The 25175-nt window shown below is 36.4% G+C and carries 24 protein-coding genes; 23 read left to right on the top strand and 1 reads right to left on the bottom strand.

Features of this window, described 5'->3' with window-relative positions; genetic code table 11:
- Positions 1-13: 13 nt before the first annotated feature.
- Positions 14-2470: a transglycosylase domain-containing protein gene (locus tag PRVXT_RS14540; protein WP_350343583.1), complete on the bottom strand. Its 2457-nt coding sequence runs from the start codon at positions 2468-2470 to the stop codon at positions 14-16.
- A 131-nt stretch (positions 2471-2601) separates the two neighbouring features.
- On the opposite strand from PRVXT_RS14540, the gene moaA reads away from it, so the two are divergent.
- The 23 genes from moaA (at position 2602) to PRVXT_RS14425 (ending at position 25164) form a co-directional block, all read left to right on the top strand.
- Positions 2602-3579 carry a GTP 3',8-cyclase MoaA gene (gene moaA / locus PRVXT_RS14535; RefSeq protein WP_350343582.1) on the top strand — a complete coding sequence of 326 codons (978 nt, stop codon included), beginning with the start codon at positions 2602-2604 and terminating at the stop codon, positions 3577-3579.
- A 2-nt stretch (positions 3580-3581) separates the two neighbouring features.
- Positions 3582-4052 carry a cyclic pyranopterin monophosphate synthase MoaC gene (moaC, locus tag PRVXT_RS14530; protein ID WP_350343581.1) on the top strand — a complete coding sequence of 157 codons (471 nt, stop codon included), beginning with the start codon at positions 3582-3584 and terminating at the stop codon, positions 4050-4052.
- Positions 4053-4066: 14 nt separating this feature from the next.
- Positions 4067-4483, top strand: a complete 417-nt coding sequence (locus PRVXT_RS14525; RefSeq protein WP_350343580.1) for a DUF1934 domain-containing protein — start codon at positions 4067-4069, stop codon at positions 4481-4483.
- 64 nt (positions 4484-4547) lie between these two features.
- Positions 4548-4709 (top strand): XapX domain-containing protein, encoded by a 162-nt coding sequence (locus PRVXT_RS14520; protein WP_350343579.1) that lies wholly within the window; start codon positions 4548-4550, stop codon positions 4707-4709.
- Positions 4710-4826: 117 nt separating this feature from the next.
- Entirely contained in the window at positions 4827-6200 is a 1374-nt protein-coding gene (locus tag PRVXT_RS14515) for a sigma-54 interaction domain-containing protein (RefSeq protein ID WP_350343578.1), read from the top strand.
- Between the two features lie 85 nt (positions 6201-6285).
- Positions 6286-7320 (top strand): L-erythro-3,5-diaminohexanoate dehydrogenase, encoded by a 1035-nt coding sequence (locus tag PRVXT_RS14510; RefSeq protein WP_350343577.1) that lies wholly within the window; start codon positions 6286-6288, stop codon positions 7318-7320.
- Between the two features lie 15 nt (positions 7321-7335).
- Positions 7336-8562 (top strand): lysine 2,3-aminomutase, encoded by a 1227-nt coding sequence (gene ablA, locus PRVXT_RS14505; protein ID WP_350343576.1) that lies wholly within the window; start codon positions 7336-7338, stop codon positions 8560-8562.
- Positions 8562-9563 carry a hypothetical protein gene (locus tag PRVXT_RS14500; RefSeq protein ID WP_350343575.1) on the top strand — a complete coding sequence of 334 codons (1002 nt, stop codon included), beginning with the start codon at positions 8562-8564 and terminating at the stop codon, positions 9561-9563. The genes ablA and PRVXT_RS14500 overlap by 1 nt, the downstream gene beginning before the upstream one ends.
- Positions 9564-9575: 12 nt before the next feature.
- Positions 9576-11225: a MutS-related protein gene (locus PRVXT_RS14495; protein WP_350343574.1), complete on the top strand. Its 1650-nt coding sequence runs from the start codon at positions 9576-9578 to the stop codon at positions 11223-11225.
- On the top strand, positions 11206-12804 hold the full coding sequence (locus PRVXT_RS14490) for a lysine 5,6-aminomutase subunit alpha (protein WP_350343573.1): 1599 nt from the start codon (positions 11206-11208) through the stop codon (positions 12802-12804). Before PRVXT_RS14495 ends, PRVXT_RS14490 begins: the two co-directional genes overlap by 20 nt.
- Before the next feature lie 3 nt (positions 12805-12807).
- Entirely contained in the window at positions 12808-13551 is a 744-nt protein-coding gene (locus PRVXT_RS14485) for an OAM dimerization domain-containing protein (protein ID WP_350343572.1), read from the top strand.
- Between the two features lie 263 nt (positions 13552-13814).
- Positions 13815-15419 (top strand): CTP synthase, encoded by a 1605-nt coding sequence (locus PRVXT_RS14480; protein WP_350343571.1) that lies wholly within the window; start codon positions 13815-13817, stop codon positions 15417-15419.
- 98 nt (positions 15420-15517) lie between these two features.
- Complete coding sequence (locus tag PRVXT_RS14475) at positions 15518-16996, top strand: hypothetical protein (RefSeq protein WP_350343570.1); 1479 nt, start codon at positions 15518-15520, stop codon at positions 16994-16996.
- Between the two features lie 101 nt (positions 16997-17097).
- Positions 17098-17469 carry a response regulator gene (locus PRVXT_RS14470; RefSeq protein ID WP_350343569.1) on the top strand — a complete coding sequence of 124 codons (372 nt, stop codon included), beginning with the start codon at positions 17098-17100 and terminating at the stop codon, positions 17467-17469.
- Between the two features lie 123 nt (positions 17470-17592).
- Positions 17593-18447 (top strand): class II fructose-1,6-bisphosphate aldolase, encoded by an 855-nt coding sequence (locus tag PRVXT_RS14465; RefSeq protein WP_350343568.1) that lies wholly within the window; start codon positions 17593-17595, stop codon positions 18445-18447.
- A 24-nt stretch (positions 18448-18471) separates the two neighbouring features.
- Complete coding sequence (glpX, locus tag PRVXT_RS14460) at positions 18472-19413, top strand: class II fructose-bisphosphatase (protein ID WP_350343567.1); 942 nt, start codon at positions 18472-18474, stop codon at positions 19411-19413.
- A 15-nt stretch (positions 19414-19428) separates the two neighbouring features.
- Positions 19429-20076 (top strand): fructose-6-phosphate aldolase, encoded by a 648-nt coding sequence (gene fsa, locus PRVXT_RS14455; RefSeq protein ID WP_350343566.1) that lies wholly within the window; start codon positions 19429-19431, stop codon positions 20074-20076.
- Between the two features lie 101 nt (positions 20077-20177).
- On the top strand, positions 20178-21170 hold the full coding sequence (glpX, locus tag PRVXT_RS14450; protein ID WP_350343565.1) for a class II fructose-bisphosphatase: 993 nt from the start codon (positions 20178-20180) through the stop codon (positions 21168-21170).
- Positions 21171-21318: 148 nt separating this feature from the next.
- Complete coding sequence (locus PRVXT_RS14445; protein ID WP_350345175.1) at positions 21319-22314, top strand: sodium:calcium antiporter; 996 nt, start codon at positions 21319-21321, stop codon at positions 22312-22314.
- A gap of 78 nt (positions 22315-22392) precedes the next feature.
- Complete coding sequence (locus tag PRVXT_RS14440; protein ID WP_350343564.1) at positions 22393-23304, top strand: M23 family metallopeptidase; 912 nt, start codon at positions 22393-22395, stop codon at positions 23302-23304.
- An 88-nt stretch (positions 23305-23392) separates the two neighbouring features.
- On the top strand, positions 23393-23593 hold the full coding sequence (gene rpmE, locus PRVXT_RS14435) for a 50S ribosomal protein L31 (protein ID WP_350343563.1): 201 nt from the start codon (positions 23393-23395) through the stop codon (positions 23591-23593).
- Between the two features lie 102 nt (positions 23594-23695).
- Positions 23696-24277: a thymidine kinase gene (locus tag PRVXT_RS14430; RefSeq protein ID WP_350343562.1), complete on the top strand. Its 582-nt coding sequence runs from the start codon at positions 23696-23698 to the stop codon at positions 24275-24277.
- Positions 24278-24279: 2 nt separating this feature from the next.
- On the top strand, positions 24280-25164 hold the full coding sequence (locus PRVXT_RS14425; RefSeq protein ID WP_350343561.1) for a DUF1385 domain-containing protein: 885 nt from the start codon (positions 24280-24282) through the stop codon (positions 25162-25164).
- Positions 25165-25175 lie beyond the last annotated feature (11 nt).

Raw genomic sequence — 25175 nt, 5'->3', positions numbered from 1 at the left:
AGTTAGCAAGGGTTTATATTTCTTCTTCATTTTCTTGTTGGTTTTCTTCTATAGGAGCGTTATCATCATTTTCTTCTTGAAATTCCTCCTCATTTGTCTCATCTTCTATTTCTTCAACAGTTTCTTCTTCGTTAATAGTATCATCCTCTGGTAATCCATGTTCTTCGTCTTCATCTTCTAAAGGGGGAGCGTGGATTTGGCAACGTTCACTGGGAGGGGGTTCAAAAAAACGATACTGTCTTTCCCAAATCCTATCTTCTGGACAGTATTCAGTAGCTAACTGCCACGAATCAGTGCATATCCTATAAACTCCATCACCATGAATATCGCACATTTTCTGAGGTTCAGTTCCTTGAACAAAAAATTCAGAAAAAGGTTCAGGACAATTGTTTGTTGCTAACAATAGACTATCAGAGCAAAGCTTTGTTTCAACAACGCCTTCTGGGGGACGTAGAACTGGAACACCATCGGGGTGAAAAACTGTGAGGGCTTCATTCATATAATCAGCCCAGAAGTTAGCAGCGGTTCCTCTTGGTAATCTAACAGTTTCTTGTTGGAATAATTCTGTATTTCTACTTTCTTGAACTGAGATGAGGGTGGTTAAATCTCCACTAGAACCAGCCATGGTATAAGTGTTGGTATTGCCTCCTATATCAGTACCAGTTTTCACAGACACATCTCTATTGGCTAATCTGTTTCTTATATAACTAGCAGTTCCATCTGGGTGATCTATGACGCTTCTCATTAGACTGGTGGTTATAAACGCTACCTCACTACTTATAATTTGCTCACCTTGCCCAGGCTCTGCAGAATAGATAGTGTTGCCATCTATATCCCTTATTTCTCTCACCAGATAAGGATTAATTAAATACCCTCCGTTGTTAAAAGCTCCATATGCACTGACCATGTTAAGCATATTTTGTGAATCAGAGCCTAAGATACTAGCAGGATAATTTGGATTTATCCCTTGCATATTAAAAGAGCTTAAAAATGACTGGAAATGTTCAACTTGATTTTGATGAACAATCTCTGCTGCAGTAGTAATTGCGTAGATGTTACATGACTCAGCCATGGCTTGACGCAGGTTCAGTTGAGAGTAATGATAGTCACCATCAAAATCAGAAATTTGTGCCCCAAATTCTTCTTCAAAGTCATTAGCAACGTCTTTACTGCAGTTTTTTAAAGTTAATGGGGTGTAGTTTTGATATTCTAAAAAATATGCATAGTAAACTGGTTTCATTGAGGAGCCAGGGCGAGATTGCCCAGAAAAGAGATAGCTCCAACCTGTAGTGCTCCAGTTTCCCCTTGCAGCTAAAATCTCCCCGGTATTAGAATTTATGGTAATAGCTCCTAAATGAAACTCTTCAGGCTGTGGATTATTTCCCACTATGCTGCTATAAGTACTGGTTGTGACACTGTCTAGTTTTTCTTGGATCTCTAGGTCAATAGTAGTTATAATCTGAAAGCCAGACCTTTCGTAATAGGGGTTGTCATAACCCATGTCACTTAAAATCATGTTTGCTTCTTCAGCAGCGCGATCAATTAATATGGTCTGGATATCTTCCCCAGAATTTATTCTGGTTAAGTCTATAATAACTTCATTGGCTTCGTCAAACTGTTGTTGAGTGATAAAATCCTCTGTTAGCATTCTGCTAAGAACTAAGGTGCGACGTCTATAAGTTCTTGATTGGCTCAATACATTTATATCTTCTTCTTCTTGAGGGTTAAAGTCATCTATGGCATCAGGGGGTGTAATGTTTCGATCAAAATCTGGGGTAAATAGGTAAGGACCATTGATTATGCCGGCTAATAGAGCAGCTTCATCTAAAGTTAGCTGATTTGGAGATTTGTCGAAATAATAGCGAGATGCGGCCCCAACCCCATAATTTCCATGGCCAAAATAAATAGTATTCAAATACTGCTCCAATATTTCATCTTTAGAGTAAAGCTGTTCTAAGCGTATGGCGTACACCAGCTCTTTTACTTTTCTGTTCATCGCCCGCTCCCCTGTTAAAAAGACGTTTTTAGCAAGTTGTTGTGTTATGGTACTACCACCTTGAGCATAACGGCGTTGGGTTAGATTAACCCAAGATGCTCGTGCGATGGCAATGGGGTCAAAACCGATATGATCGTAAAAACTATTATCTTCAACTGCAATTATTGCATTGATTAAGTAAGGACTAATTTCTTCAATAGGGGTATAAATTTGTCGTTGATTTGTTAACCCCATTTCAGTATAGTCATTTGAAAATACAATGCTTGGTGCTCTAAGTTCTTCTAGGTTTGGTTGAGGGATTGTATAAGCCAGGTAAACTAAATAGCTTGCAATAGATACTGCAACTAAGAGTACAAAGATAACGATAGACAGTAGAACTTGTTTATAAGTAAATTTTTTTGCCGCCGTCTTTTCCATTCTCTTTTTTTTGTACTTTTCTTTTCTGCTTCCAAACTTACTATTATTTTCAGTCATGGACATTCCCCCAAAATACTATAATAAAATTTATTATTCCTAGAACATATAAATTTATTTATCAAATATATAGAATTTTATCTTCTTATGTTATAATAAATCCATATGCAGCATATGAGGAGGCAACCCTAATGGCACTTAATGACAATTATGGAAGAAAAATTGATTATATTCGGGTTTCGTTATTGGATCGCTGTAATTTGAGGTGTTCGTACTGTATGCCCAGCTCAGGCGTGGAACTTATGGAGCATAACAAGATGATAACTTATGAAGAGTTAATAATAATTTTAAGAGCGTCAGCTAAGTTAGGCATAAAAAGTGTCAGATTAACAGGTGGGGAGCCTCTAATAAAAAAAGGGTTTCTACCTTTTGTAAAAACAGTTTCAAAGATTCCAGGAATTGAAGATATTGCTTTAACTACAAATGGCACGCTTTTGTCAGAAATGGCAAAGGATTTAAAAGATAGCGGTATTAATCGGTTAAATATTAGCCTGGATACTTTGCAAAAAGAGAAGTTTAAGAAAATAACAGGATTTGATAAATTAAGTGAGACGTTAGCTGGTATAGATAAAGCTATAGACTTGGGATTTGAACCCATAAAATTGAATGTGGTGCTTTTAAAAAACTATAACTTAGAAGAGATAGGAGATTTTGTAAAGCTAACAATCGATAAACCGTTACATGTTAGGTTTATTGAAATGATGCCGTTGGGACAGGTTACAGATAACTGGAAGGCAAGCTATATTTCATGGGAAGATGTATTAGCCGATGTTAAAAATAAATTCAATATTTGCAAGACTAAAGGACCGCAAGGCAAAGGCCCTGCAAGTTATTACCACGTCCCATCTGCAAAAGGAACCTTGGGCTTTATAAGTGCTGTTAGCAATCACTTTTGTGATGAATGCAATAGATTAAGGGTTACATCTGACGGCAAATTAAAAACCTGTTTGTTTTCAGATGGAGAAGTTGATTTAAAAGCCGCTGCTAACACTAATGATGTAGATAAAGTAATAGAAGCTTTGAAAAATGGCATTAAACAAAAACCAAGAGGACATGATATAGATAGAGATACTACTACACATAGGTTTATGTCCCAAATAGGAGGTTAGTTATGTCGGAGTTAACACATTTTAATAAAGCAGGACGAGCAAAAATGGTGGACGTCTCGGAGAAAAAGATTACAGCTAGAGTGGCAAAAGCATCTGGAAAAATATATATGTCTAAAGAAACCATAAACAAAGTATTAAGTGGCCATATGAACAAAGGGGATGTTCTTGCTGTAGCTCAAGTGGCTGGTATAAATGGGGCAAAAAAGACATGGGAACTTATACCCATGTGTCACAATTTACTATTAACAGGAGTGGATATAGAATTTACCGTAGATGACTGCCATTGTTATATTGAAGCCGTTGCTGAAGTAAAAACTCAGGGAAACACCGGCGTTGAGATGGAAGCTTTAACAGCGGTTAATATTGCTTTATTGACAGTATATGATATGTGTAAAGCAATAGATAAAAGGATGTATATTGAAGAGGTTAAACTGATAGAAAAGCAAGGGGGAAAGTCAGACTTTTCTTTGTAGGAAGGAGATTTTTTTTGGATTCTATAAACTTAATAATATCTTCATCCCAAAATAATGAGGGTGAACGTTCAAATATTCAAGTAGATGCAAAAGGTAAGCTTTACACCAAAAGTGGAACTGATTATATTGTCTACGATGAACCAGAGGGAACAGGCCTAGATGGAACTACCACTACCGTAAAAGTAAAGGAAGGAAAAGTGACTCTTATCCGCTCAGGCATGACTAATATGAAACAAATTTTTTTCCCAGGGGAAAAAACCGAAAGTATTTATAAAACCCCTTATGGTAACTTTTTAGTGGAAGTTGATGCACAAAATGTAGAGGTTCAAAAGTTTGATAACGAAATTAAAATTTACTTAGAGTATAACTTAAGAGTTGCAGGCGAAAGTGTAGGTCATCAGACATTAAACTTAACTGCGATAAAACCTTAAAATGTTAGGGAGGGAGTAAGCGCTAGCTTACATGAGGGTCTACAATATGGAAGGAGGTAGCTTTATGTCACAAGCTTTGATTGCTGTTGTAGCTGGATGTCTTGTTGGCTTTTTATTTAGTAAAGTTAACTTGCCTGTACCTGCGCCGCCAAATCTTGCAGGCCTAATGGGAATAGCAGGAATAATGATTGGTTACTGGTTAGGAGACAAAATACAATTTTTTTAAAATCAAAAGCTGTTGCAATTTATATTGCAATAGCTTTTTTTATGCTTATGGTATTACATTTAAACTATACTGTGATATAATCAAGATAACGCCAAATATTGGGCAGGGGGTATTTTTGTGAATAATGATAAAGAAACTTTGATAGCTGTTCTCGATAGTATAGATGAGGCTATACATGTTGTAGATAAAAGGGGAGTTACTATTTTTTATAACTCCAAAGCATCAATTCTTGATGGACTTTCTTCAGAAGAAGTAGTAGGAAAACACATTACCGAGGTATTTCCCTCTCTAGATAAAGGTTCTTCTACTTTGTTAAAAGTTTTGGACACAAAGAAACCGATTTTTAATCAGCAACAAAGTTTTTCTAACTATAGAGCAAATCGACTTGTTACAGTAAACTCTACCCTGCCTATTTTTAGGCATGGAGAAATAATTGGGGCCGTAGAAGTATCCAAAGACATAACTCAGTTAAAAATGTTGTCAGAAAAAGTGGCTCAACTTCAACAAATGCTTTACACAAAAAACAAAAATAAAATCGATAATAAGGCAGAACTATATCAGTTTGGTGATATAGTGGGGGAAAATCCTGTTTTTATGGATACTGTAGACAGAGCTCAGAAAGTGGCTAGTACTGACTCCCCCGTTTTGGTTTCCGGTGCAACAGGTGTCGGAAAAGAATTGATAGTACAGTCAATCCATTCTGGTTCTTTACGTCAGAATCGTCCTTTTGTCACCCAAAATTGTGCAGCTATGCCGGAAAACTTGCTGGAAAGTTTGCTATTTGGTACTGTAAAGGGCAGTTTTACTGGGTCCTATGATAGACCGGGATTATTTGAGCTGGCTGATAATGGGACACTTTTTTTAGATGAGATCAATTCTATGCCACTGCCATTACAGGCCAAGTTATTGCGGGTTTTAGAGGAACAAAAAATTAGAAGAGTTGGAGGGCTAAATGAAAAGAAGGTAAATACCAGGGTAATAGCGGCTATGAATATAGACCCTCAATGGGCTCTAGAAAAAAATGTTTTAAGGAAAGATTTATTTTTTAGATTAAGTGTTGTAAATATTCATATTCCCCCATTAAAGGAAAGAAAAGATGATATCCTACGTTTATCCAATCATTTTTTGGATAAGTTTAATAAAAAATTTAACTCTAAAGTTACAGGGTTCCATAGTAAAGCAATTACAGCCTTATGTAGTTACCATTGGCCCGGTAATGTAAGAGAGCTTTCAAACTGTATAGAAGGAATGCTTAACTTTAAATCCAGCGGCAAGATTTCTTTAGAAGATTTACCTATGTCCATAAAACAGGGATATAAAGATGAGGAAATACAAAAAAGTTTAAAGGATATAGTAGGGACATATGAAAAAATGGTAGTAGAGGAAGCCTTGGCGAGTTCAGGGTTTAATATAAGCAAAACTGCGAGACACTTAAATGTGCCTAGGCAAACGTTGCAGTACAAGATAAAACAATACGACATAAAAATATAGCCTTTAAAGGCTATATTTTTATGTTTTGGCATAATAGTTGCTATTAAATAAGCAGAAGATAAAAGTAATAGAAGGAGGGTAATAAATGACTAAGATTTGTCGATACGGTACGCATAGAGTTATTGAGCCTAAAGGAGTGTTGCCACAGCCAGCTTGGAAGATAGACAATACGCCTAACATTTATGAAAATGAGATCTTAATAAATGTTGACACCTTAAATATAGACTCTGCAAGTTTTACTCAAATCCAGGAACAAAGTCAAAAGGAAGGTAAGGAAATATCACAGATTATTTTAGATACGGTAGCTGAAAGAGGGAAACAACATAATCCCGTTACTGGCTCAGGAGGAATGCTAATAGGTAAAGTAGCTAAAGTAGGCCAGCAGCTTAAAAACATAGACTTAAAAAAAGGTGACAAGGTAGCCACCCTAGTTTCTTTGTCTCTTACTCCGCTTTATATTGAAAAAGTAAATGGCATAAGAAATGAAACTGATCAAGTAGATGTCGAGGGAAAAGCAGTTTTATTTGAGAGTGGAATTTACGCAAAATTGCCTGATGACATTGACGATAACTTGGCGTTAGCTGTGTTGGATGTTGCAGGGGCACCTGCACAAACTCAAAGACTAGTGAAGGATGGAGATACTGTCATTGTTATTGGAGCGGGCGGAAAATCAGGGCTTCTATGTCTTTATGAGGCAAAGAAGAAAGTAGGACCAAATGGAAAGGTTATAGCAGTAGAGTATAGCCAGGAGGGCATTGACAGAATTAAGGAGATCGGAGCTTATGATGAGATTATTCAGGGTGATGCAACAAATCCTGTTGACTTGCTAAGTAAAGTGACAGATATAAATGGCGGTCAAATGGCTGACTTAACTATTAACTGTGTAAATATACCAAGTACAGAGTTATCCAGTATTTTGGTTACAAAAGAAAGAGGTACCATATATTTTTTCAGCATGGCTACCAGCTTTACTCAAGCCGCACTGGGAGCAGAAGGAGTAGGTAAAGATATAGATATGATAATAGGTAATGGATATGCTCAAAATCACAGTGATATAGCTATCAACATTTTAAGAGAGGACCAAGCAATAAGGACACTGTTTCAGAGAATTTATACTTAAGGGGGATAAATGATTATGAAAGGTAAATTTGCTGGTGTTTCAAAAAGTAATTGGGAAGACTGGAATTGGCAATTAAGAAATCGTATAGGTACAGTAGAAGAGTTAAAGGAAGTAGTATCGCTAACTAAAACTGAAGAGGATGGAATAGCTAAATGCTTGGAAAACCTACGGATGGCCATAACACCCTACTATGCTAACTTAATGGATAAAGATAATCCTAGTTGTCCTATAAGGAAGCAAGCTATACCAGTAGGAAGAGAGCTGGACAAAGGAGAGAGTGATTTAGAAGATCCGTTGTCTGAAGATACAGATTCTCCCGTTCCCGGAATTACCCATCGCTATCCTGATAGGATATTATTTTTAGTTACTGATCAATGTTCTATGTACTGTCGTCACTGTACTAGAAGGAGGATGGCAGGCTCTACAGACAAAGCCATGCCAACTTCTCAAATAGATCAGGCTTTACAATATGTGCGAAACACACCAGAGGTACGGGATGTGCTTATTTCAGGAGGTGACGGACTGTTATTAAGTGATGATAAACTTGAATATATAATTAAAAACCTCAGAGAAATTGAGCATGTTGAAATAATTAGGATAGGAACTAGAGCACCTGTCGTTTTGCCGCAGCGGATAACAGAAGATCTATGTAACATGCTAAAAAAGTATCATCCAATATGGCTTAACACCCATTTTAACCATCCAAAAGAGCTTACTGAAGAAAGTAAAGAGGCATTAAAAATGTTAGCAAATGCTGGTATTCCTTTAGGGAACCAATCGGTGTTGTTAAAAGGAATAAATGATTGTACTAACATAATGAAAGAGTTAGTTCACCAGCTGGTTAAAAACCGTGTAAGGCCGTATTATATATATCAATGTGATTTGTCTAATGGAATAGAACATTTTAGGACACCTGTTAGTAAAGGTATAGAAATCATAGAAGGCCTTAGGGGGCACACTTCTGGCTATGCAGTGCCTACTTTTGTCGTTGATGCACCAGGTGGGGGAGGAAAGATTCCCGTTATGCCTCAATATCTGATTAGTCAATCTCCAGAAAAAGTAGTGTTACGAAACTTTGAGGGAGTGATTTCTTCATATTCACAACCAACGAGCTATGAAGATAAATGTCAGTGTGAATATTGTGTTGATGAAGAAAAAGAAGGTGTTGAAGCTTTAATGTCAGGGCAAAGATTGCATTTAGAGCCAACTAATTTAAAGAGAGGTAAAAGGCGGGGTAACTAATGAAGCCTATCTTGCAAAGCATTGCTTCGAAAGAAATTTTTTCTTTATCTATTGTCGGGATGGGGAAAAATACAGGTAAAACAGTTGCACTAAACTATTTAATAGATGAATTTAAATGGTTAGAGGGATTGGCAATAACCTCTGTTGGGTTAGATGGGGAAGACATGGACCAAGTAACGTATACTGAAAAGCCAGCGGTATATTTTTACGAAGGTATGTTAGCTGCTACCGCTACAGAAACACTTAAAGAGTTTGATTGTCAATACGAAATCTTAGCTGGCACAGATATCTACAACCAGTTAGGGGAAGTTATGTTAATAAAAATAAAAAGTTATGGTACTGGTATAGTAGCGGGGCCTAAACAATCCCATCAATTAAAAAGAGTTTTAGGCAAGTTAAGAAAAGTAGGAGCAAAGAAAGTTTTTGTAGATGGGGCCATTAACCGAAAGGCTTCCGCCGCCCCAACCATAACTGACGGAACAGTTGTGGCTACAGGAGCAGCTGTAAGTAGAAACATCAATCGGCTAGTGCAAGAAACTGTTCATCAGGTAAACCTTTTAACATTGCCTAAATGGGAAGGGTCTATACCAGAGGGACATATACTAACTGTAATGATAGATGGAGAAAAAATAGTAAAAACACCATATGCATCAGCTATAGGAGCAAAGGATATAATCAGGTACTTTAGCTTAGAGGAAAGAAACTCAGTTTTTATACCAGGTGCAGTGACTTCTGATTTTATAAATCAGCTAACTTCATTTGTATCCAAAGGCTATAAAATAGATATTATAGCCAAAGATGGGACGAAAATCTTCTGCTCTCCTTTTGAGCTTAATACTTTTATTAAAAAAGGCGGGAAACCATTTGTACAAAAAAAGTGCAATTTAATAGGAGTATTTATAAACCCTATATCCCCAAAAGGCTATGAATTTTCTTCCTCAGACTTAGAAAAAAGGCTAGAAAAATTTTTGCATCTACCTGTAGTTGACCCGCTAAAATAAGGGGGTGAAAAGATGGAATTTTTCAGTGAGAGGGCATTTGAAGGCATTGGTTTTGAACAGGTTTGGTTTCAACTGGAGCCATATTCACCTTACGGTATTAGGTTTAAAAAAAAGGTAACCCCTTCAGTCAATAAAAAAAACCTCCAAAGGGAGTATAAGCTTGTAGAACAAGTAATGGAGGGCCAAAAAAAGGATGGCAAGGTGTTTTCTTATCTAGTTGATAATTTTTATAGACTGAAAGACATAACGGGGATAGTTAACAAAGCCCAACGGGAGATAACCTTACTTGATGAAGATTTTTTTAGATTGAAAAGTTGGTTGCTAACTGTAGATATACTAGAAGAAAATTTTAGAAAATTTTACTGGAAAAGACCAAAAAATTTAAGGCTAGAACCTTTAGTTTCGCTAACTAAAATTCTTTCTTTGGATAATGAAGGTCCAAGCTTTTATTTATCAGACTCATACAGCGCGGATCTAAAAGTACTTCGTGCTGAGATAAGAAAGCTTAATGCCAGTTTAAATAACTACTTTAATCAGAAAAAGAAGCAGCTTGAAGAAAAGTATGAGATAAAATTCAACTATAAGGACGCAGTAAGCATAAATAAGTTTGACATAGAGTTGGTGGAGAAGTTAGAAAAAGACCAGCAGTTGATGTATTACTCAGAGTCGTATTCAGAAGTAGAGTTTCGTATTCGTCCAGACGAAACCATTAGAAAATTGCAGAATCAGTTATTGAATGCTAAAGATCAACTAGATGACGAAGAACAAAAAGTAAGAAAAAAACTAACTAAAAAGGTTAACCTCTTTTCCACCTCTATTTTAGAAAATTGTAACAAGTTGGGGTATTTGGATTGGCTTTTGACAAAGGCTATATATGCTAAAAAAGTAGGAGGAACCTCTCCAAAATTGACAAGTGGTGAAGAGATAGAACTGGTAAATGGGAAAAACCCAGTTCTAGAGGTTCATCTATTGCAACAAAATAGAAAAATGACTCCAATTTCCTTAAAACTAAAAAAAGGGGTTACTGTTATAACCGGAGCTAATATGGGAGGGAAATCAGTTACCTTAAAGACTGTCGGTCTAATGGTAGCTATGGCTCAGTTTGGACTGCTTGTGCCTGCTGAAATGTTTAGCTTTTCACCTAAAAGGTTTATCTATTATTCTCAGTTAGATGGACAGTCTTTGGACGAAGGATTAAGTACCTTTGGAGCAGAAATAGCAGGTATCAAAAAAGTAATAGCCCATCGTAAGCGTAAAGGTTTATACTTAATAGATGAGCTGGCTCGAGGGACCAATCCTCATGAAGGTGGTGCGTTGGCTTTAGCTATTGCTAATTACTTAAATGAAGGAAATAGTACAGTTTTGTTGACCAGCCACTTTGAAGAGATAATAAAGGGTGAATTTAATCATCTTCGTATCATAGGGTTGGACAATTTAACTTCGAAAGACTTGAAGAGGTACTTGTTAGAACAAAAAAATGGTTTGCGGACAATCCACTCTGTAATGGACTATCGACTTAAACCTTTAAAAGAAACTGGGGTGCCTAAAGATGGTTTAAAGATAGCTGCTTTGCTAGGATTGCCAAAGGAGATAATTCACTCCGCAGAACATCTATTAGACAGTCACGAAGAGGAGGGTAAACATGCCAAAACAGATAATTAACGAAAGCTTAAATATAAATAAAGAGATGGTAGATAGAGCCAGGGAAGCGGCAAAGGTTATTGCAAAAGAAATTGGTGAATTTATAGAGCCAAGAACAACTGTAGCAGTTGAAAGAACAGTGGGAAGGTTATTGGGAATTGATGGGATTGACTCTGAACAAGTTCCATTAGTTAATGTGATCGTTGACCACCTAAAGGATAAAGGGCTTTTAGGATCTGGATTAATGTATTGGATAGTTAATGCCTGTGAGCATTATAATATGACTCCGCAACAAGTTGCCCAAGGAGTAGCTGATGGGGAAATTGATTTAAGTAAAACTCCCACGGTAGATCCTCAGAGGTTGAAAGATACAATGTATGATTATGCTAGGGAATCACTAGAAAGAGTGGATAAGTCTAGGAATAAACGTGGAGATATGATATGCAAATTAGGAGAAGGCCCATCACCACAGTTATATGTAATTGTAGCAACTGGGAACATTTATGAGGATGTTACTCAAGCAAAAACTGCAGCCAGAAATGGTGCTGACATTGTAGCGGTTATTAGAACTACAGGGCAATCGCTTTTGGACTATGTCCCCTATGGTGCAACTACTGAAGGCTTTGGGGGAACTTATGCAACCCAAGAAAACTTTAGAATTATGAGAGAGGCACTGGATGAAGCATCGGAGGAAGTGGGACGTTACATTCACTTAGTTAATTATTGTTCTGGGTTATGCATGCCAGAAATGGCAGCGATGGGAGCAGTTGAAAGACTAGATATGATGTTAAATGATGCACTGTATGGGATCTTGTTTAGAGATATAAACATGCAAAGAACCTTGATAGACCAAAACTTTTCTAGAATTATTAACGGGTATGCTAATATAGTAATCAATACAGGAGAAGACAATTACTTAACTACTGCTGACCCTTTTGAAGAAGCTCATACTGTTTTAGCTTCTCAGTTTATAAATGAAAGATTTGGCTTAGATGCAGGACTACTAGAGGAACAGCTGGGGTTAGGGCATGCTTTTGAGATGGATCCAAAGATGGAAAATGGAATGTTATATGAAATTGCACAGGCTCAGATGTCAAGGCAGATATTCCCCAATAGTCCTTTAAAATATATGCCTCCTACAAAACATATGACAGGAAATGTATTTAAAGGTCACTTACAAAATGGGTTATTTAACCTGACTTCTATAATGACAGGCCAAGGAATACAATTACTGGGTATGCTAACAGAAGCGATACACACTCCTTATATGCAAGATAGGTATTTAGCGTTAGAAAATGCTGAGTATGTTATGAACAATGCTAAAGACTTAGGAGCGGAAATTACCTTTAAAAAAGATGGTAAAATTCAAAAAAGAGCAAATCAAGTGTTAAAAAATGCAGTAACTCTTTTAGAAGATATTGCTGATATTGGTCTTTTCTCTGCTTTAGAAAGAGGGTACTTTGCTGATGTAAAACGACCGGTAAATGGAGGAAAAGGATTAGAAGGGGTTATTTTAAAGAATGAGAACTACTATAATCCTTTTAGTGATATTATGAAAAAAGTAAACTTTGAAAAAAGGCAACAAAAGGGAGGGGTGTAAACGATGAAAGTTGATTTAACTAAAGTAAAACCCTATGGAGACACATTAAATGATGGGGCTGTACAATTATCATTTACGCTCCCTATAGACAGTAGCGACGAAGCTAAAGAAGCGGCGATAACCTTAGCAAAAAAAATGGGTTTAGAACAACCTAGCGTTGTTCATATGCAGGGGCTTGGGCCACAGTTTACTTTCTTCATAGTTTATGGAAACTGTAAATATGATGTTGACACTACCAAAATTAAAGTAGCAAAAGTAGAACAACAAGCAATGGACTATTATGAGATAAATGATTATATAAAAGAGAATATAAAAAGAAAAATCACAGTGGTAGCTGCATGCACCGGTACCGATGCTCATACAGTTGGTATAGATGCAATAATGAATATGAAAGGGTACGATGGCAATTATGGGTTAGAAAGATACCCAGAAATTGACGCTATTAATATGGGCAGCCAAGTTCCTAATGAGGAGTTGGTTGCTAAAGCTATGGAATTAAATGCTGATGCCATACTAGTGTCTCAGGTTGTAACTCAAAAGGATATACACATCCCTAACCTTACTCATTTAGTAGAGCTTTTAGAAGCAGAAGGGCTTAGAGAAAAGGTCGTGTTAGTTGCTGGGGGGCCAAGAATCAACCATGAACTTGCATTAGAGCTAGGATATGATGCAGGTTTTGGACCAGGTACAACTCCCCAAGATGTAGCTACGTTTGTTATTAAAGAAATGACAAAAGGATTAAAGTAAATTTTAGCGTGAGCAGGTTTTTAAAACCTGCTCTTTTTAATTGAAAGAATCTTTTTTTGGTTGTCTTTTTCTATTATTAAAGGTAAAATAGGAAGGTATTAAAAGATTGTTTAAGTTTAAGAGATTTGAGTAAAAATAAAAAGGGTTCATTTTAAAAATATTAAAAACCCTTGAACCGTTGGCTAAAAGAAGGTAAAATAAACAGATAGATTTTTAAAAGAGTTTACATAAAAAGAAAAATTTATATAAATGGAGGGAAATTTATGACTAAGTATATCTTTGTTACAGGTGGGGTTGTGTCATCACTAGGCAAGGGTATTACCGCAGCTTCTTTAGGAAGACTGCTAAAAGCTAGAGGATTGAATGTAACTATTCAGAAGTTTGATCCATATATCAACTTAGACCCAGGAACAATGAGCCCTTATCAGCATGGTGAAGTTTTTGTTACTAATGACGGTGGAGAAACTGACCTTGACTTAGGGCACTATGAAAGATTTATCGATGAAAGCTTAAATAAAAATAATAATGTAACTACCGGTAAAATATATTGGTCTGTGTTAAATAAAGAAAGGCAAGGAAAATATCTAGGGAAAACTGTACAGGTTATACCTCACATAACAAATGAAATCAAATCAAGGATAAAAAGGGCTGGTGACCAAACAAATGCTGATGTTGTCATAACAGAGATAGGCGGTACAGTAGGCGATATAGAAAGTTTGCCGTTTATTGAAGCCATAAGGCAGATGAAAAATGACGTGGGCAGGGAAAGTGTTGCCTATATTCATGTGACTCTGATACCTTATCTGCCTAAATCTGGAGAGCTGAAAACTAAGCCTACTCAGCACAGCGCAAAAGAACTAAGGTCTATCGGAATACAGCCTGATATCATCGTCTGCCGGACTAGTAATAAGCTTAATGATGACATTAAAGATAAAATCGCTTTGTTTTGTGATATAGATAAAAAAGCGGTCATAGAAAATGGTGACGTTGACACCATATATGAAGTACCCCTTACTTTAGAGGAGCAAGGTTTTGGTGATCTTATAACTACTAAATTAAAATTGACAGAACGCTGTCAAATTCCTAACCTATCCAAATGGAAGAGCATGGTAGAGGATATAAAAGGATTGTCTAAAAAAGTAAAGATAGCTATAGTTGGCAAGTATGTTGAATTACCTGATGCTTATCTCAGTGTAGCAGAAGCATTAAGTCATGCTGGAATTTATCATGGTTATGAGGTAGATATTAAATGGGTACAAGCTGAGGATATCAACTCAGTTGATGATGCACAAAAACAGCTAGAAGATGTTCAAGGGGTGCTGATTCCAGGCGGGTTTGGTGACAGAGGTATAGAAGGAAAAATTAAAACAATAACTTATGCCCGACAAAATAACATCCCCCTTTTTGGTATATGTCTGGGTATGCAAGCTGTTGTCATCGAGTATGCAAGAAATGTATGTGGTCTTGAAGATGCCAACAGTGCAGAGTTTGGGGAAAATATACACCCAGTCATAGATTTAATGCCCGAGCAGATGGATATCGAAGAAAAGGGAGGAACCATGCGATTAGGGGTATATCCTTGTAAAATAAAAGAAAATACTAAAGCGGCTCAAGCATACAAAGAAGAAATCGTCTACGAAAGACATAGGCATAGGTATGAGTTCAATAATAGCTATAGGAACCTTATGCAAGAAAAAGGTCTTGTGTTTAGTGGATGTTCACCTAATGGAAGACTGATTGAGACTGTTGAACTACCAGAGCACAAGTGGTTTTTAGCAGCTCAGTTTCACCCAGAATTTAAAAGCCGGCCTAACAGGAGTCATCCATTATTTAAGGCTTTTGTAGGTGCCTGTGTCAAAGAAAAATAGCTTATAAAAATAAGCTCTGTTTGCAGGAATATTAAGAAGTTAATAGAATAATTATTTAAAAGATACAAAATGTTCTCCTACAAATGGGGGTGACCCAATTGGGTTTAGAAGAGATTAAAAAAACAGGAGAAGAATTTCTTACAAAGCTAGGAAAAGACTATTACTATGGTGGAACTGGCAAAAAAAGAAGAGGAGACTTTCAAGACTTATACGAAGAGTATAAGGAATTATTTACTTTAGAAACGGTAAAGACGGTGCAGAACCAAAGAAGAAAAGACTGCATAGAGGATGTTTACTTGTTATCCTTTTTAATTAAAGGTTACTTGGGTAAAAATCTTCACTCTATAACTAAAGAAATTTATGATACAGAGTTAACTGCTAATATGTTATATCAAGGAAAGGCTACATCGCTAAGGTTTGGACAAATGCTTCTATCTGTTGAAAAAGACAGAGAAAAGAGATTGCAATTAGATGAGCTTGTTACCCAGAAACAGGCCCAGTTTAACTATCTGCGGAGAAAAAGGATGCAAAAGCTAAAAGAATGTGCTAATGAGCTAGGGTATGAAAACTACTTAAATTTAATTGAAGATGTCGAGCAGGTTGATATCGAAGAACTAGTGAAAGCAGCTTCTAAATTTTTGGACAAAACAGAAGAAGTGTACTGTCAATCTTTAGATTTTTTGAAAAAGTACATAGGGAATGGCAAACATCCTATAAGGAAGTCAGATATAGCTTATATATTTAAGTCAAACAGCTTTGATTCTTTTTTCCCAGAATTAGAGTTGGTTCCTTGCATTGAAGATACATTTTTTTCCTTAGGAATCAATATTAACCAGCAAGATAATCTTAAAGTTGACTTTGAGAAAAATGAGCAAAAATCTCCCAACCCTTTTTGTTGTCCTATTAGAGTTCCTGAGGAGATTTACCTGGTTCTCAACCCTAAAGGTGGGATTGATGATTTCCAAAACTCACTACATGAGGCGGGGCAAAGTCAATTTCTTGCTCACGTAGATAAAGAACTGCCAATGGAATTTAGAAGAATAGGAGAAAAATCTATTAGGGAGAGTTATGGACTATTATTTCAATTTTTAACTTTAAATGAAAAATGGATTGACAAGTTTTTAAATTTCGAAGATGAAAAAAATAGTTATTTAAAATTTGCATGGTCCTACAAGTTGTATGTGCTTAGGAGGTATTGTGGGAAACTCATATATGAGGCTCAGCTATTTTCTCAAGAGTGCAATGATAAAAAACTAGAAGAATTATATCAAAACATTATGAGTGACGCAGTTAAGGTAGAAGTAAGTAAAAATAACTACCTATTAGATTTAGACTTAGGGTTTAACACCCCAGAGTACTTAAAAGCATGGGTACTGGAAAATTGTTTAAAAAGGTATCTTTGTGATAATTTTGGAGATGACTGGTTTAACAATAAAGAATCGGGAAAATTTTTACAGAATTTATGGCACAATGGAACAAAATATAACCATAAAAAGTTAATAAAAAAACTAGGCTATACTTATGAAGAACTTGCTGAAATTTTAATAGAACAGTTTACAGATATAATGCAAAGGTGATGGGTTTAATCCATCACCTTTTATTTATAAGCAGTAAAAACTTAGGAGAAGAAGGAATTTTATTCTAGTTGTAGAATAATCAAAACTGAGGGGGGATTAGCGTGGATAAAAAAACAATACTTATAACAGATGATCAATATGGAATTAGAAGGCTGTTAAAAGAAGTATTTGAATCTAGAGGAATAACTGTATTAGAAGCCTCAGATGGCTTGCAGGCCATAGAAAAGTTGCATAAGCATACGGTAGACTTAATGCTTTTGGATATGAAAATGCCTAACCTAGATGGTTTATCTACATTAAAAGTTCTAAAAGAGAAAGAAATAAAAGTAGATGTTATTTTTATGACCGCATATGGTGAAGATAGACTTACCACTGAAGCAAAAGAGTTAGGTTCTAACTCTCATATTTTCAAACCTTTTGATATAGAATATGTTTTAGAAGTAGTAGAAAAACATCTGTTTAATAAAAAATAGAAGGGTTTTGGGAATAATTCTAGAAATATATATATTCATGTGATTTTTTAGATAGGATTTGTTGGTTTAAGTCCTTGCATAAAAGGATAAAATAAATTAAAGATAAACTAGGAGGGAAAGTTAATGTCATTAGTAACATTAAGAGAGCTATTAAAAGATGCGCAGGAAAGAAATTATGCAGTAGGTGCTTTTAACACAAATAATATGGAAATAATACAGGCAATAATTGAAGCTGCTGAGGAGGAGCGTTCTCCTGTTATATTGCAAGCAAGTCAAGGTGGGCTAAAGTATGCCGGTTTGGAGTATATAGTGGCTATGGTGGAGGTTGCTGCAAAGAATGCCACCGTTCCTGTGGCACTACACTTGGATCATGGCACTTCTTTTGAGCAAATTGTTAAATGTGTAAGGGCTGGTTTTTCTTCTGTGATGTTTGACGGTTCAAAACATCCACTTGAGGACAACATCCAAAAAACTGCTAAGGTTATAGAAGTGGCTCAAGCTGCTGGACTGTCTGTAGAAGCGGAGCTTGGCAAAATCGGCGGTACAGAGGATGATATTACCGTATCTGAAGAAGATGCAATGATGACAAACCCTGAAGAAGCAAAGTATTTTGTGGAAAAAACTAATGTAGATGCTTTAGCGATAGCGATTGGGACAGCTCATGGCCCTTATAAAGGACAACCAAAGCTAGATTTTGATAGGTTAAAAACAATTAGATCCCTTGTATCTACACCATTAGTATTACACGGTGCTTCTGGTGTTGGAGAAGATAGCATTAGAAAAGCTATAGAATTAGGAATTACAAAAATAAACATTGATACTGATATACGTCAAGCTTTTACTCGCGGAGTGCAAGATGTAACTAATAATAAACCAGAAGAATTTGATCCAAGAAAAATTTTAGGTCCAGCTAAGGAAGAAATGAAGGAAATAGTAAAACAAAAAATGAGATTGTTTGGGTGCTCAAATAAAGCATAATAAAAAAAGGAGATAAAGCAAACTATGGATAGAGAATTAGCTTTAGAGTTTGTAAGAACAACAGAGGCTGCAGCGCTAGCCTCTGCTCCTTTTATGGGCAGAGGTGACAAAGAAGGGACAGATAACGCTGCAGTAGTAGCTATGAGAAATGCTTTCGATAATGTTGACATCAGTGGCACAGTTGTAATTGGTGAAGGGGAAATAGATGACGCTCCAATGTTATATATAGGTGAAAAAGTTGGAGGGGGTAAGGATCCGCAAGTAGATATAGCTGTAGATCCTGTAGAAGGAACCACAATTGTTTCAAAAGGGCAGCCAAATGGAATTGCTGTTTTGGCTGCTGCTTCAAAAGGTTCTTTTTTGCATGCACCGGATATGTATATGGATAAAATAGCTGTAGGACCTAAAGCTAAAGGAGTAATTGATTTAAATCTTTCAATTGAAGAAAACATAAGAAGGACATCTCAAGCTATAGGTAAAAACATTCAGGATATGACAATCGCTATTTTAGACAAACCCCGTCACAAAGAAAAGATAGCTAAAATCAGAAGCTTAGGATGTAGAATTAAAATTTTCCCAGATGGAGATGTTGCGATGGCCATAGCTACAGCAACAGAGGATAATACAGTAGACTTAATGACCGGTATAGGTGGGGCTCCTGAAGGGGTCATAGCAGCTGCAGCCTTAAAATGCATCGGTGGTGATTTTCAAGCTAGACTAAAACCTAGAGACAGAGATGAAGTAAAGCGTGCTGCTGATATGGGAATCAATGAAATAGATAAAAAACTAACTATTGACGAACTTGCAAAAGGTGATGATATTTTCTTTGCGGCTACAGGAATAACAGGTGGAGACTTTTTAGAAGGTGTTAGGTTTAAAGGTAATACTGCAAGTACTCATTCACTTGTTATGAGAGCTAAAACGGGAACAGTTAGATATATAAAGGCTATACATCGTTTAAAGTGATAAGGAGGCTAAATTGTGCAATTTTTTATCGATACTGCCGATATCCAACAAATAAAAAAGGCAAATGAAATAGGCATAGTGGATGGAGTTACTACTAATCCCAGTTTAATAGCTAAAGAAGGCAGAGACTTTCATCAGGTTATAAAAGAAATATCGGAAATTATTGATGGACCTATTAGTGCAGAGGTAATTTCGCTGGATTGGGAAGGTATGCTTAAAGAAGCAAGACAATTAACTAAACTAGCGCCAAATGTTGTTGTTAAAATCCCTATGACTGAAGATGGTCTTAAAGCAGTAAAAATATTAAGCAAAGAAAATATCAAAACAAATGTTACGTTAGTATTTTCAATAAATCAGGGAGTGTTGGCTGCTAAAGCAGGAGCTACTTATGTAAGTCCATTTGCAGGCAGATTAGATGATATCGGTCATAATGGCATGGATATAATAGGTGAGATGGTGGAGATTTTTGACAACTATATGTTTGATACAGAGGTAATTGCAGCTAGCATAAGACATCCACAACATGTTTTAGATGCTATGAAAGTGGGAAGTCATATAGCCACCATTCCTTACGAAGTTTTTCAAAAGATGTTTAACCATCCTTTAACTGACAAAGGAATTAAAGCTTTTATGAAAGATTGGGAGCAATTCCAGCAGAATTAAGACATACTATTAACCATTACAAGTGGAAAAAGATATACTAAATACTCTACTCTATGATATAATAATATTATATTAAAGAGCGAAAATAAGGAGTGTTTAAAATGGAACGGGAATTGGCCCTAGAGTTTGTTAGAGTTACAGAAGCAGCGGCCCTGGCATCTGCTAGGCTTATGGGACGAGGCAACAAAAACGAAGCTGATCAAGCGGCTGTTTCTGCTATGAGAGCAATGTTTGATACTGTTCAGATGGAAGGCAAGGTAATGATTGGAGAAGGGGAAAAAGATGAGGCCCCTATGTTGTATATAGGTGAAAAGTTAGGCGCAGGTAATGGGCCTAAACTGGATGTGGCTGTTGACCCAGTGGAAGGAACGAATCTTGTAGCTAAAGGGTTACCCAATGCTTTAGCTGTTCTAGCTATTGCACCAGAAGGTTGCTTGCTACATGCCCCCGAAGCCTACTATATGAACAAAATAGCTACGGGACCAATAGGTAGGGATGTTATAAGCATAGAATTATCAGCTACAGAAAACTTAAACCGACTAGCTGATGCTATGCAAAAGGATGTTTCCGATTTAGTTGCAGTGATTTTGGATAGGCCTAGGCATAAAAATCTTATTCAAGAGGTAAGAGAGGCAGGGGCTAGAGTGAAGTTAATCACTGATGGTGATGTAGCTGCAGCTGTAGCAGCAGCTCAACCAAACTCTAGTGTGGACATAGCTATGGGTATTGGAGGAGCTCCTGAAGGTGTTTTAGCTGCTGCCGCTTTAAAGTGTTTAGGAGGTAAAATGGAGGGGAGATTGTTACCAATCGATCCATCTAAGTTTAAAAGTAAAGAAGAAATTAACTGGGATGCTCATAAAGGAGAGCCAATTCTTACCATGGATGATTTGGCTAAAGGTGATGATGTCATCTTTGCGGCAACGGGTATCACTGATGGTGGGATGCTGCGGGGAGTAAGATTTACTAAAGAAATAGCCCAAACTCAGTCTGTGGTTATGCGGTCTCAAACTGGAACAGTTAGAACTGTGGATGCAAACCATAGATTAGATAAAAAGCCAGAAGTTTTTCAAAAACTTGTAGGTTACAAAAAATAAAAAACTTTATTTATAGGTTTGTTAAAAAGTTGGAATAATAAAAAATGCTGCCGGTAGAAGCCGACAGCTTTTTTTAAAGTGTTTTTTAACGGGAAGATGATATACTATCCGTTAGGAAACAATAACCGTAAAGGTGGGATTAGAATTGATGTGGATAACTTTTGCTATAAGCGCTGCTGTAATAATAGTAGCAGGCATGCAACTCTCTAAAAATGCAGATATAATTGCCTTTAAAACTGGATTGTCAGGGGCTTTAGTGGGAGCATTATTGCTACCTATAGTTACATCGCTACCTGAAATAGTCACCAGTATACAATCAGCCCTAATAGATAATCCTGATATTGCATTAGGAAATGTTTTTGGTAGTAATATGTTTAATATATTAATAATTGCCGTGGTAGATATAGCTCAGGGAGGAGGTCCTGTGCTGCTACATGTAAAGCTAGGACATATCCTTACAGCAGGAATTGGTATGTTGCTGTCATCTTTAGCTGCCATCTTTATTTTGGTTCAGCTAGACATAGGCATTTTTGGTGTAGGTCTTGATACTATAATCATAGTTGTTATTTACTTAATAGGACTTAGGCTGCTAATCAGATATGATAAAAAGGACTCTGAAAGTAAATTAGATGAAGTCGAGGAAGAGCATAAGTATAAAAAGGAAAGCTTAAAAAAGTCTATTTTTATCTTTATTGTAGCAGGTATTTTTATAGTTGTTTCTGGGCGCTTTTTAGCATTGTCTGGAGATGAAATTGCTACAGCAACTGGCTTAGGAGGCTCTTTTGTAGGTTCCTTTCTGATTGCTATAACCACCTCATTACCTGAACTGGTAGCTACTTTCGCTGCTGCAAGATTAGGTGCATTTGATATGGCGATAGGCAATATTTTAGGAGCGAATATAATGAATGTCGTAATAATATTTTTTGCTGACTTGTTCTATTTTGGAGAGCCGGTGTTAGCTAATGTTTCTACTGATAACGCCATTGCTGCTCTTTTTGGCATATCATTAACTAGCATAGCTATTATTGGGCTAATATATAGGAGTAAAAAAAGTGTCTTAACTTTGGGACTTGATAGTTGGGCAATAATTATAGGTTATGTTATGGCGGCCTTTATATTATTTAATCTGGGAGTGGCTGTCTAAATTGGAGAATGAATATTATAGAATATAAAGGATATAATAACCAAGGTTTCCACAATATTTAAATTGAGGTGATTAAAAATGGGAAAACTCAGTGCTATGCTTCTTGTATCAATTTTAGTATTTAGTTTAGGGATTACAGAAGCAACAGGCCTGGGCTCCATGGATTTTCTTAATCCAGATAGGGAAACTTGGGAAGAGAAAAAAGAAAACATTAATAAAAGATTAGAAAAACACCTAGAAGAAAAGGAAGAAAAAGAAGAAATAATAGAATATCAGGTTAAAAGCGGCGATTCAATAAGCTCCATTGCAAGGGAAAACGGAATAAAACCTGCTACTATTTTACACAACAACAAAATAGAAAATAAGCATTTAATTAAGCCAGGTCAAAAGTTGATTTTTCCAACAGTAGATGGTTTTATTTACACTGTTGATGACTGCGTTGAATTGGAAGAGATAGCTGAAAGCTATAATATTGATAAAGATTCAATTGTTAAAGTCAATATTTTAGAATCTGAAAAATTAGAAGTGGGAACTAAATTAATTTTACCAGATGTAACTCCTTCCTATACTCAGCTAGCTAGCAGAGGTGGTGAAAGAGCAACGCTAACTTGGCCAGTAACAGGGGCGATTACCTCTTCTTATGGCTACCGGATGCATCCAATACGAAATGTCAAAAGTTTTCATAGAGGTATTGATATTGGGGCTAAAAGAGGAACGCCGATACTTGCTGCTGCGTCAGGTGAAGTTGTGTATAGTGGTTATCGTAGTAGCTATGGTAATACGGTTATTCTAAAACATGGCGAAAGTTTTACATTATATGCGCATGCTCATAAGCTAAAAGTAGAAGAAGGACAGTGGGTTGAGAAAGGGGAGGTTATTGCTACAGTTGGAGCTACAGGTATGGCCACAGGGCCCCACTTACACTTTGAGGTTAGAATCGACGAAAATAGCGCCGACAGAACAGTAGATCCTAAAAACTTCCTACCGTAAGATACTTAGATTTTTCTTGACTACCTCTTTTAAATTTGATACAATTCAAGTATTGTCTAGAACATCATGTTGAAAAGAGGTGAAAAGAGTGAAAGCAGCTATTCATCCAGAATATAAAAAAACAACTATAGTTTGTGCGTGCGGTGCGGAGATTCCTACAAAATCAACACAACAAGGTTTAAAAGTAGAAATCTGCTCGAAATGTCATCCTTTCTATACTGGGAAACAGAAACTTGTAGATTCCGGTGGTAGAGTAGATAGATTCCGTCGTAAATACGGCATGAAATAAACAGAGCCCAAAAGGGGCTCTGTTTTTATGTATTGAGTTCTATATTAAGTTATGATAACCTAGTAATGATATTATACTTTTTTATAAGTGAGGGGAGAGGCTTTGCACTACATTAAAAATATGGGTTGGATTGAAGTAATTACAGGTAGTATGTTTTCGGGAAAAAGCGAAGAGCTCATTAGAAGGATAAAAAGAGCTAGATATGGGAAAAAGAAAATTGAAGTCTTTAAACCTAGGATAGATGCTAGGTATTGTAGAGAAAGTGTAGTTTCCCATAACGGTGATAAAATTACGGCTACTAATATTGAAAATGCATCGGAAATTAAAGATTTTATTTCGCAACAAGTGCAAGTAGTTGCTATTGATGAAATTCAGTTTTTTGATAAAGAAATAGTAAATATATGCAAAGATTTAGCTGACAGTGGTAAGAGAGTTATTGTGGCAGGGCTAGATATGGACTTTAGAGGTAAGCCTTTTGGATATACCAATTTACTAATGTCTATGGCTGAGTATGTAGATAAACTACAGGCTATTTGTGTTGTATGTGGAAATCCTGCTAGTAGAACACAGCGATTAATTGAGGGAAAGCCTGCTACCCATAGCGATCCAACTATTTTACTAGGAGCTAAAGAATCTTACGAGGCACGATGTAGAAAATGTCATGAAGTACCAAAGGAGCGGTAATAATGAGCGAAAAGCATAATTTTGCTGTGGGTGGTCAAGCGTTGATGGAGGGTGTGCTGTTTAGAGGAGCTGAAAAAACTGCTATGGCAGTGAGAAAGCCGGATGGAGATATCTGTGTAAAAAGCTATGTTCAAAGACCTCTAACCAAGAGCCACAAACTGCTTTCGCTGCCCATAATTAGAGGTGCTGTTACACTATTTGACGCACTAAAAACAGGCATGAAAATGTTGGCCCTTTCAGCTGATATCAGCGAGGGTGAAGAGGAAAAAACTATATCCAAAAAGGAACTGGGTTTAACTATGGTTGCTGCGATGTTTTTTTCAATCCTCTTATTTTTTGTTTTGCCCACCTTACTTTCTGGCCTTGTGATAGACGGAGAGCAAAGTAATATATATTATAATTTAATAGAAGGATTATTTAGAATGATAATTTTCTTAGGGTATGTTTTGGTAATTTCAAGATTAAAAGAGATACACAGATTTTTCCAATATCATGGTGCAGAGCATATGGTGATACACTGTTATGAAAAAGAAAAAGAGTTAACGGTGGATAACGCTAAAGAAATGACTACGCTTCACCCTAGGTGTGGGACAGCTTTTATGCTACTGGTAATGGTAGTGAGTATCTTGTTTTTTTCATTATTTCCTTGGGGGAATATATTAAGCAGAGTTGTTATTAGAGTTTTAGCTGTACCCTTTTTAGCGGGATTAGCTTATGAGATTAACAGACTGGCTTATAAAACATCGATATTTAAACCCTTGCTACTTCCTGGCTTATGGCTTCAATTGTTAACTACTAAAAGGCCTGACGATGGTCAGCTAGAAGTGGCTCTTACATCATTTAAGGCAGTTTTGCTTGATGATGAAGTTGAGTCTGAGCAAATATAGATAATTAAACT

This window comes from Proteinivorax tanatarense (genome assembly GCF_040267685.1).
GTDB classification, from domain to species: domain Bacteria; phylum Bacillota; class Proteinivoracia; order Proteinivoracales; family Proteinivoracaceae; genus Proteinivorax; species Proteinivorax tanatarense.
This window is presented reverse-complemented; position numbering and strand designations above follow the sequence as displayed.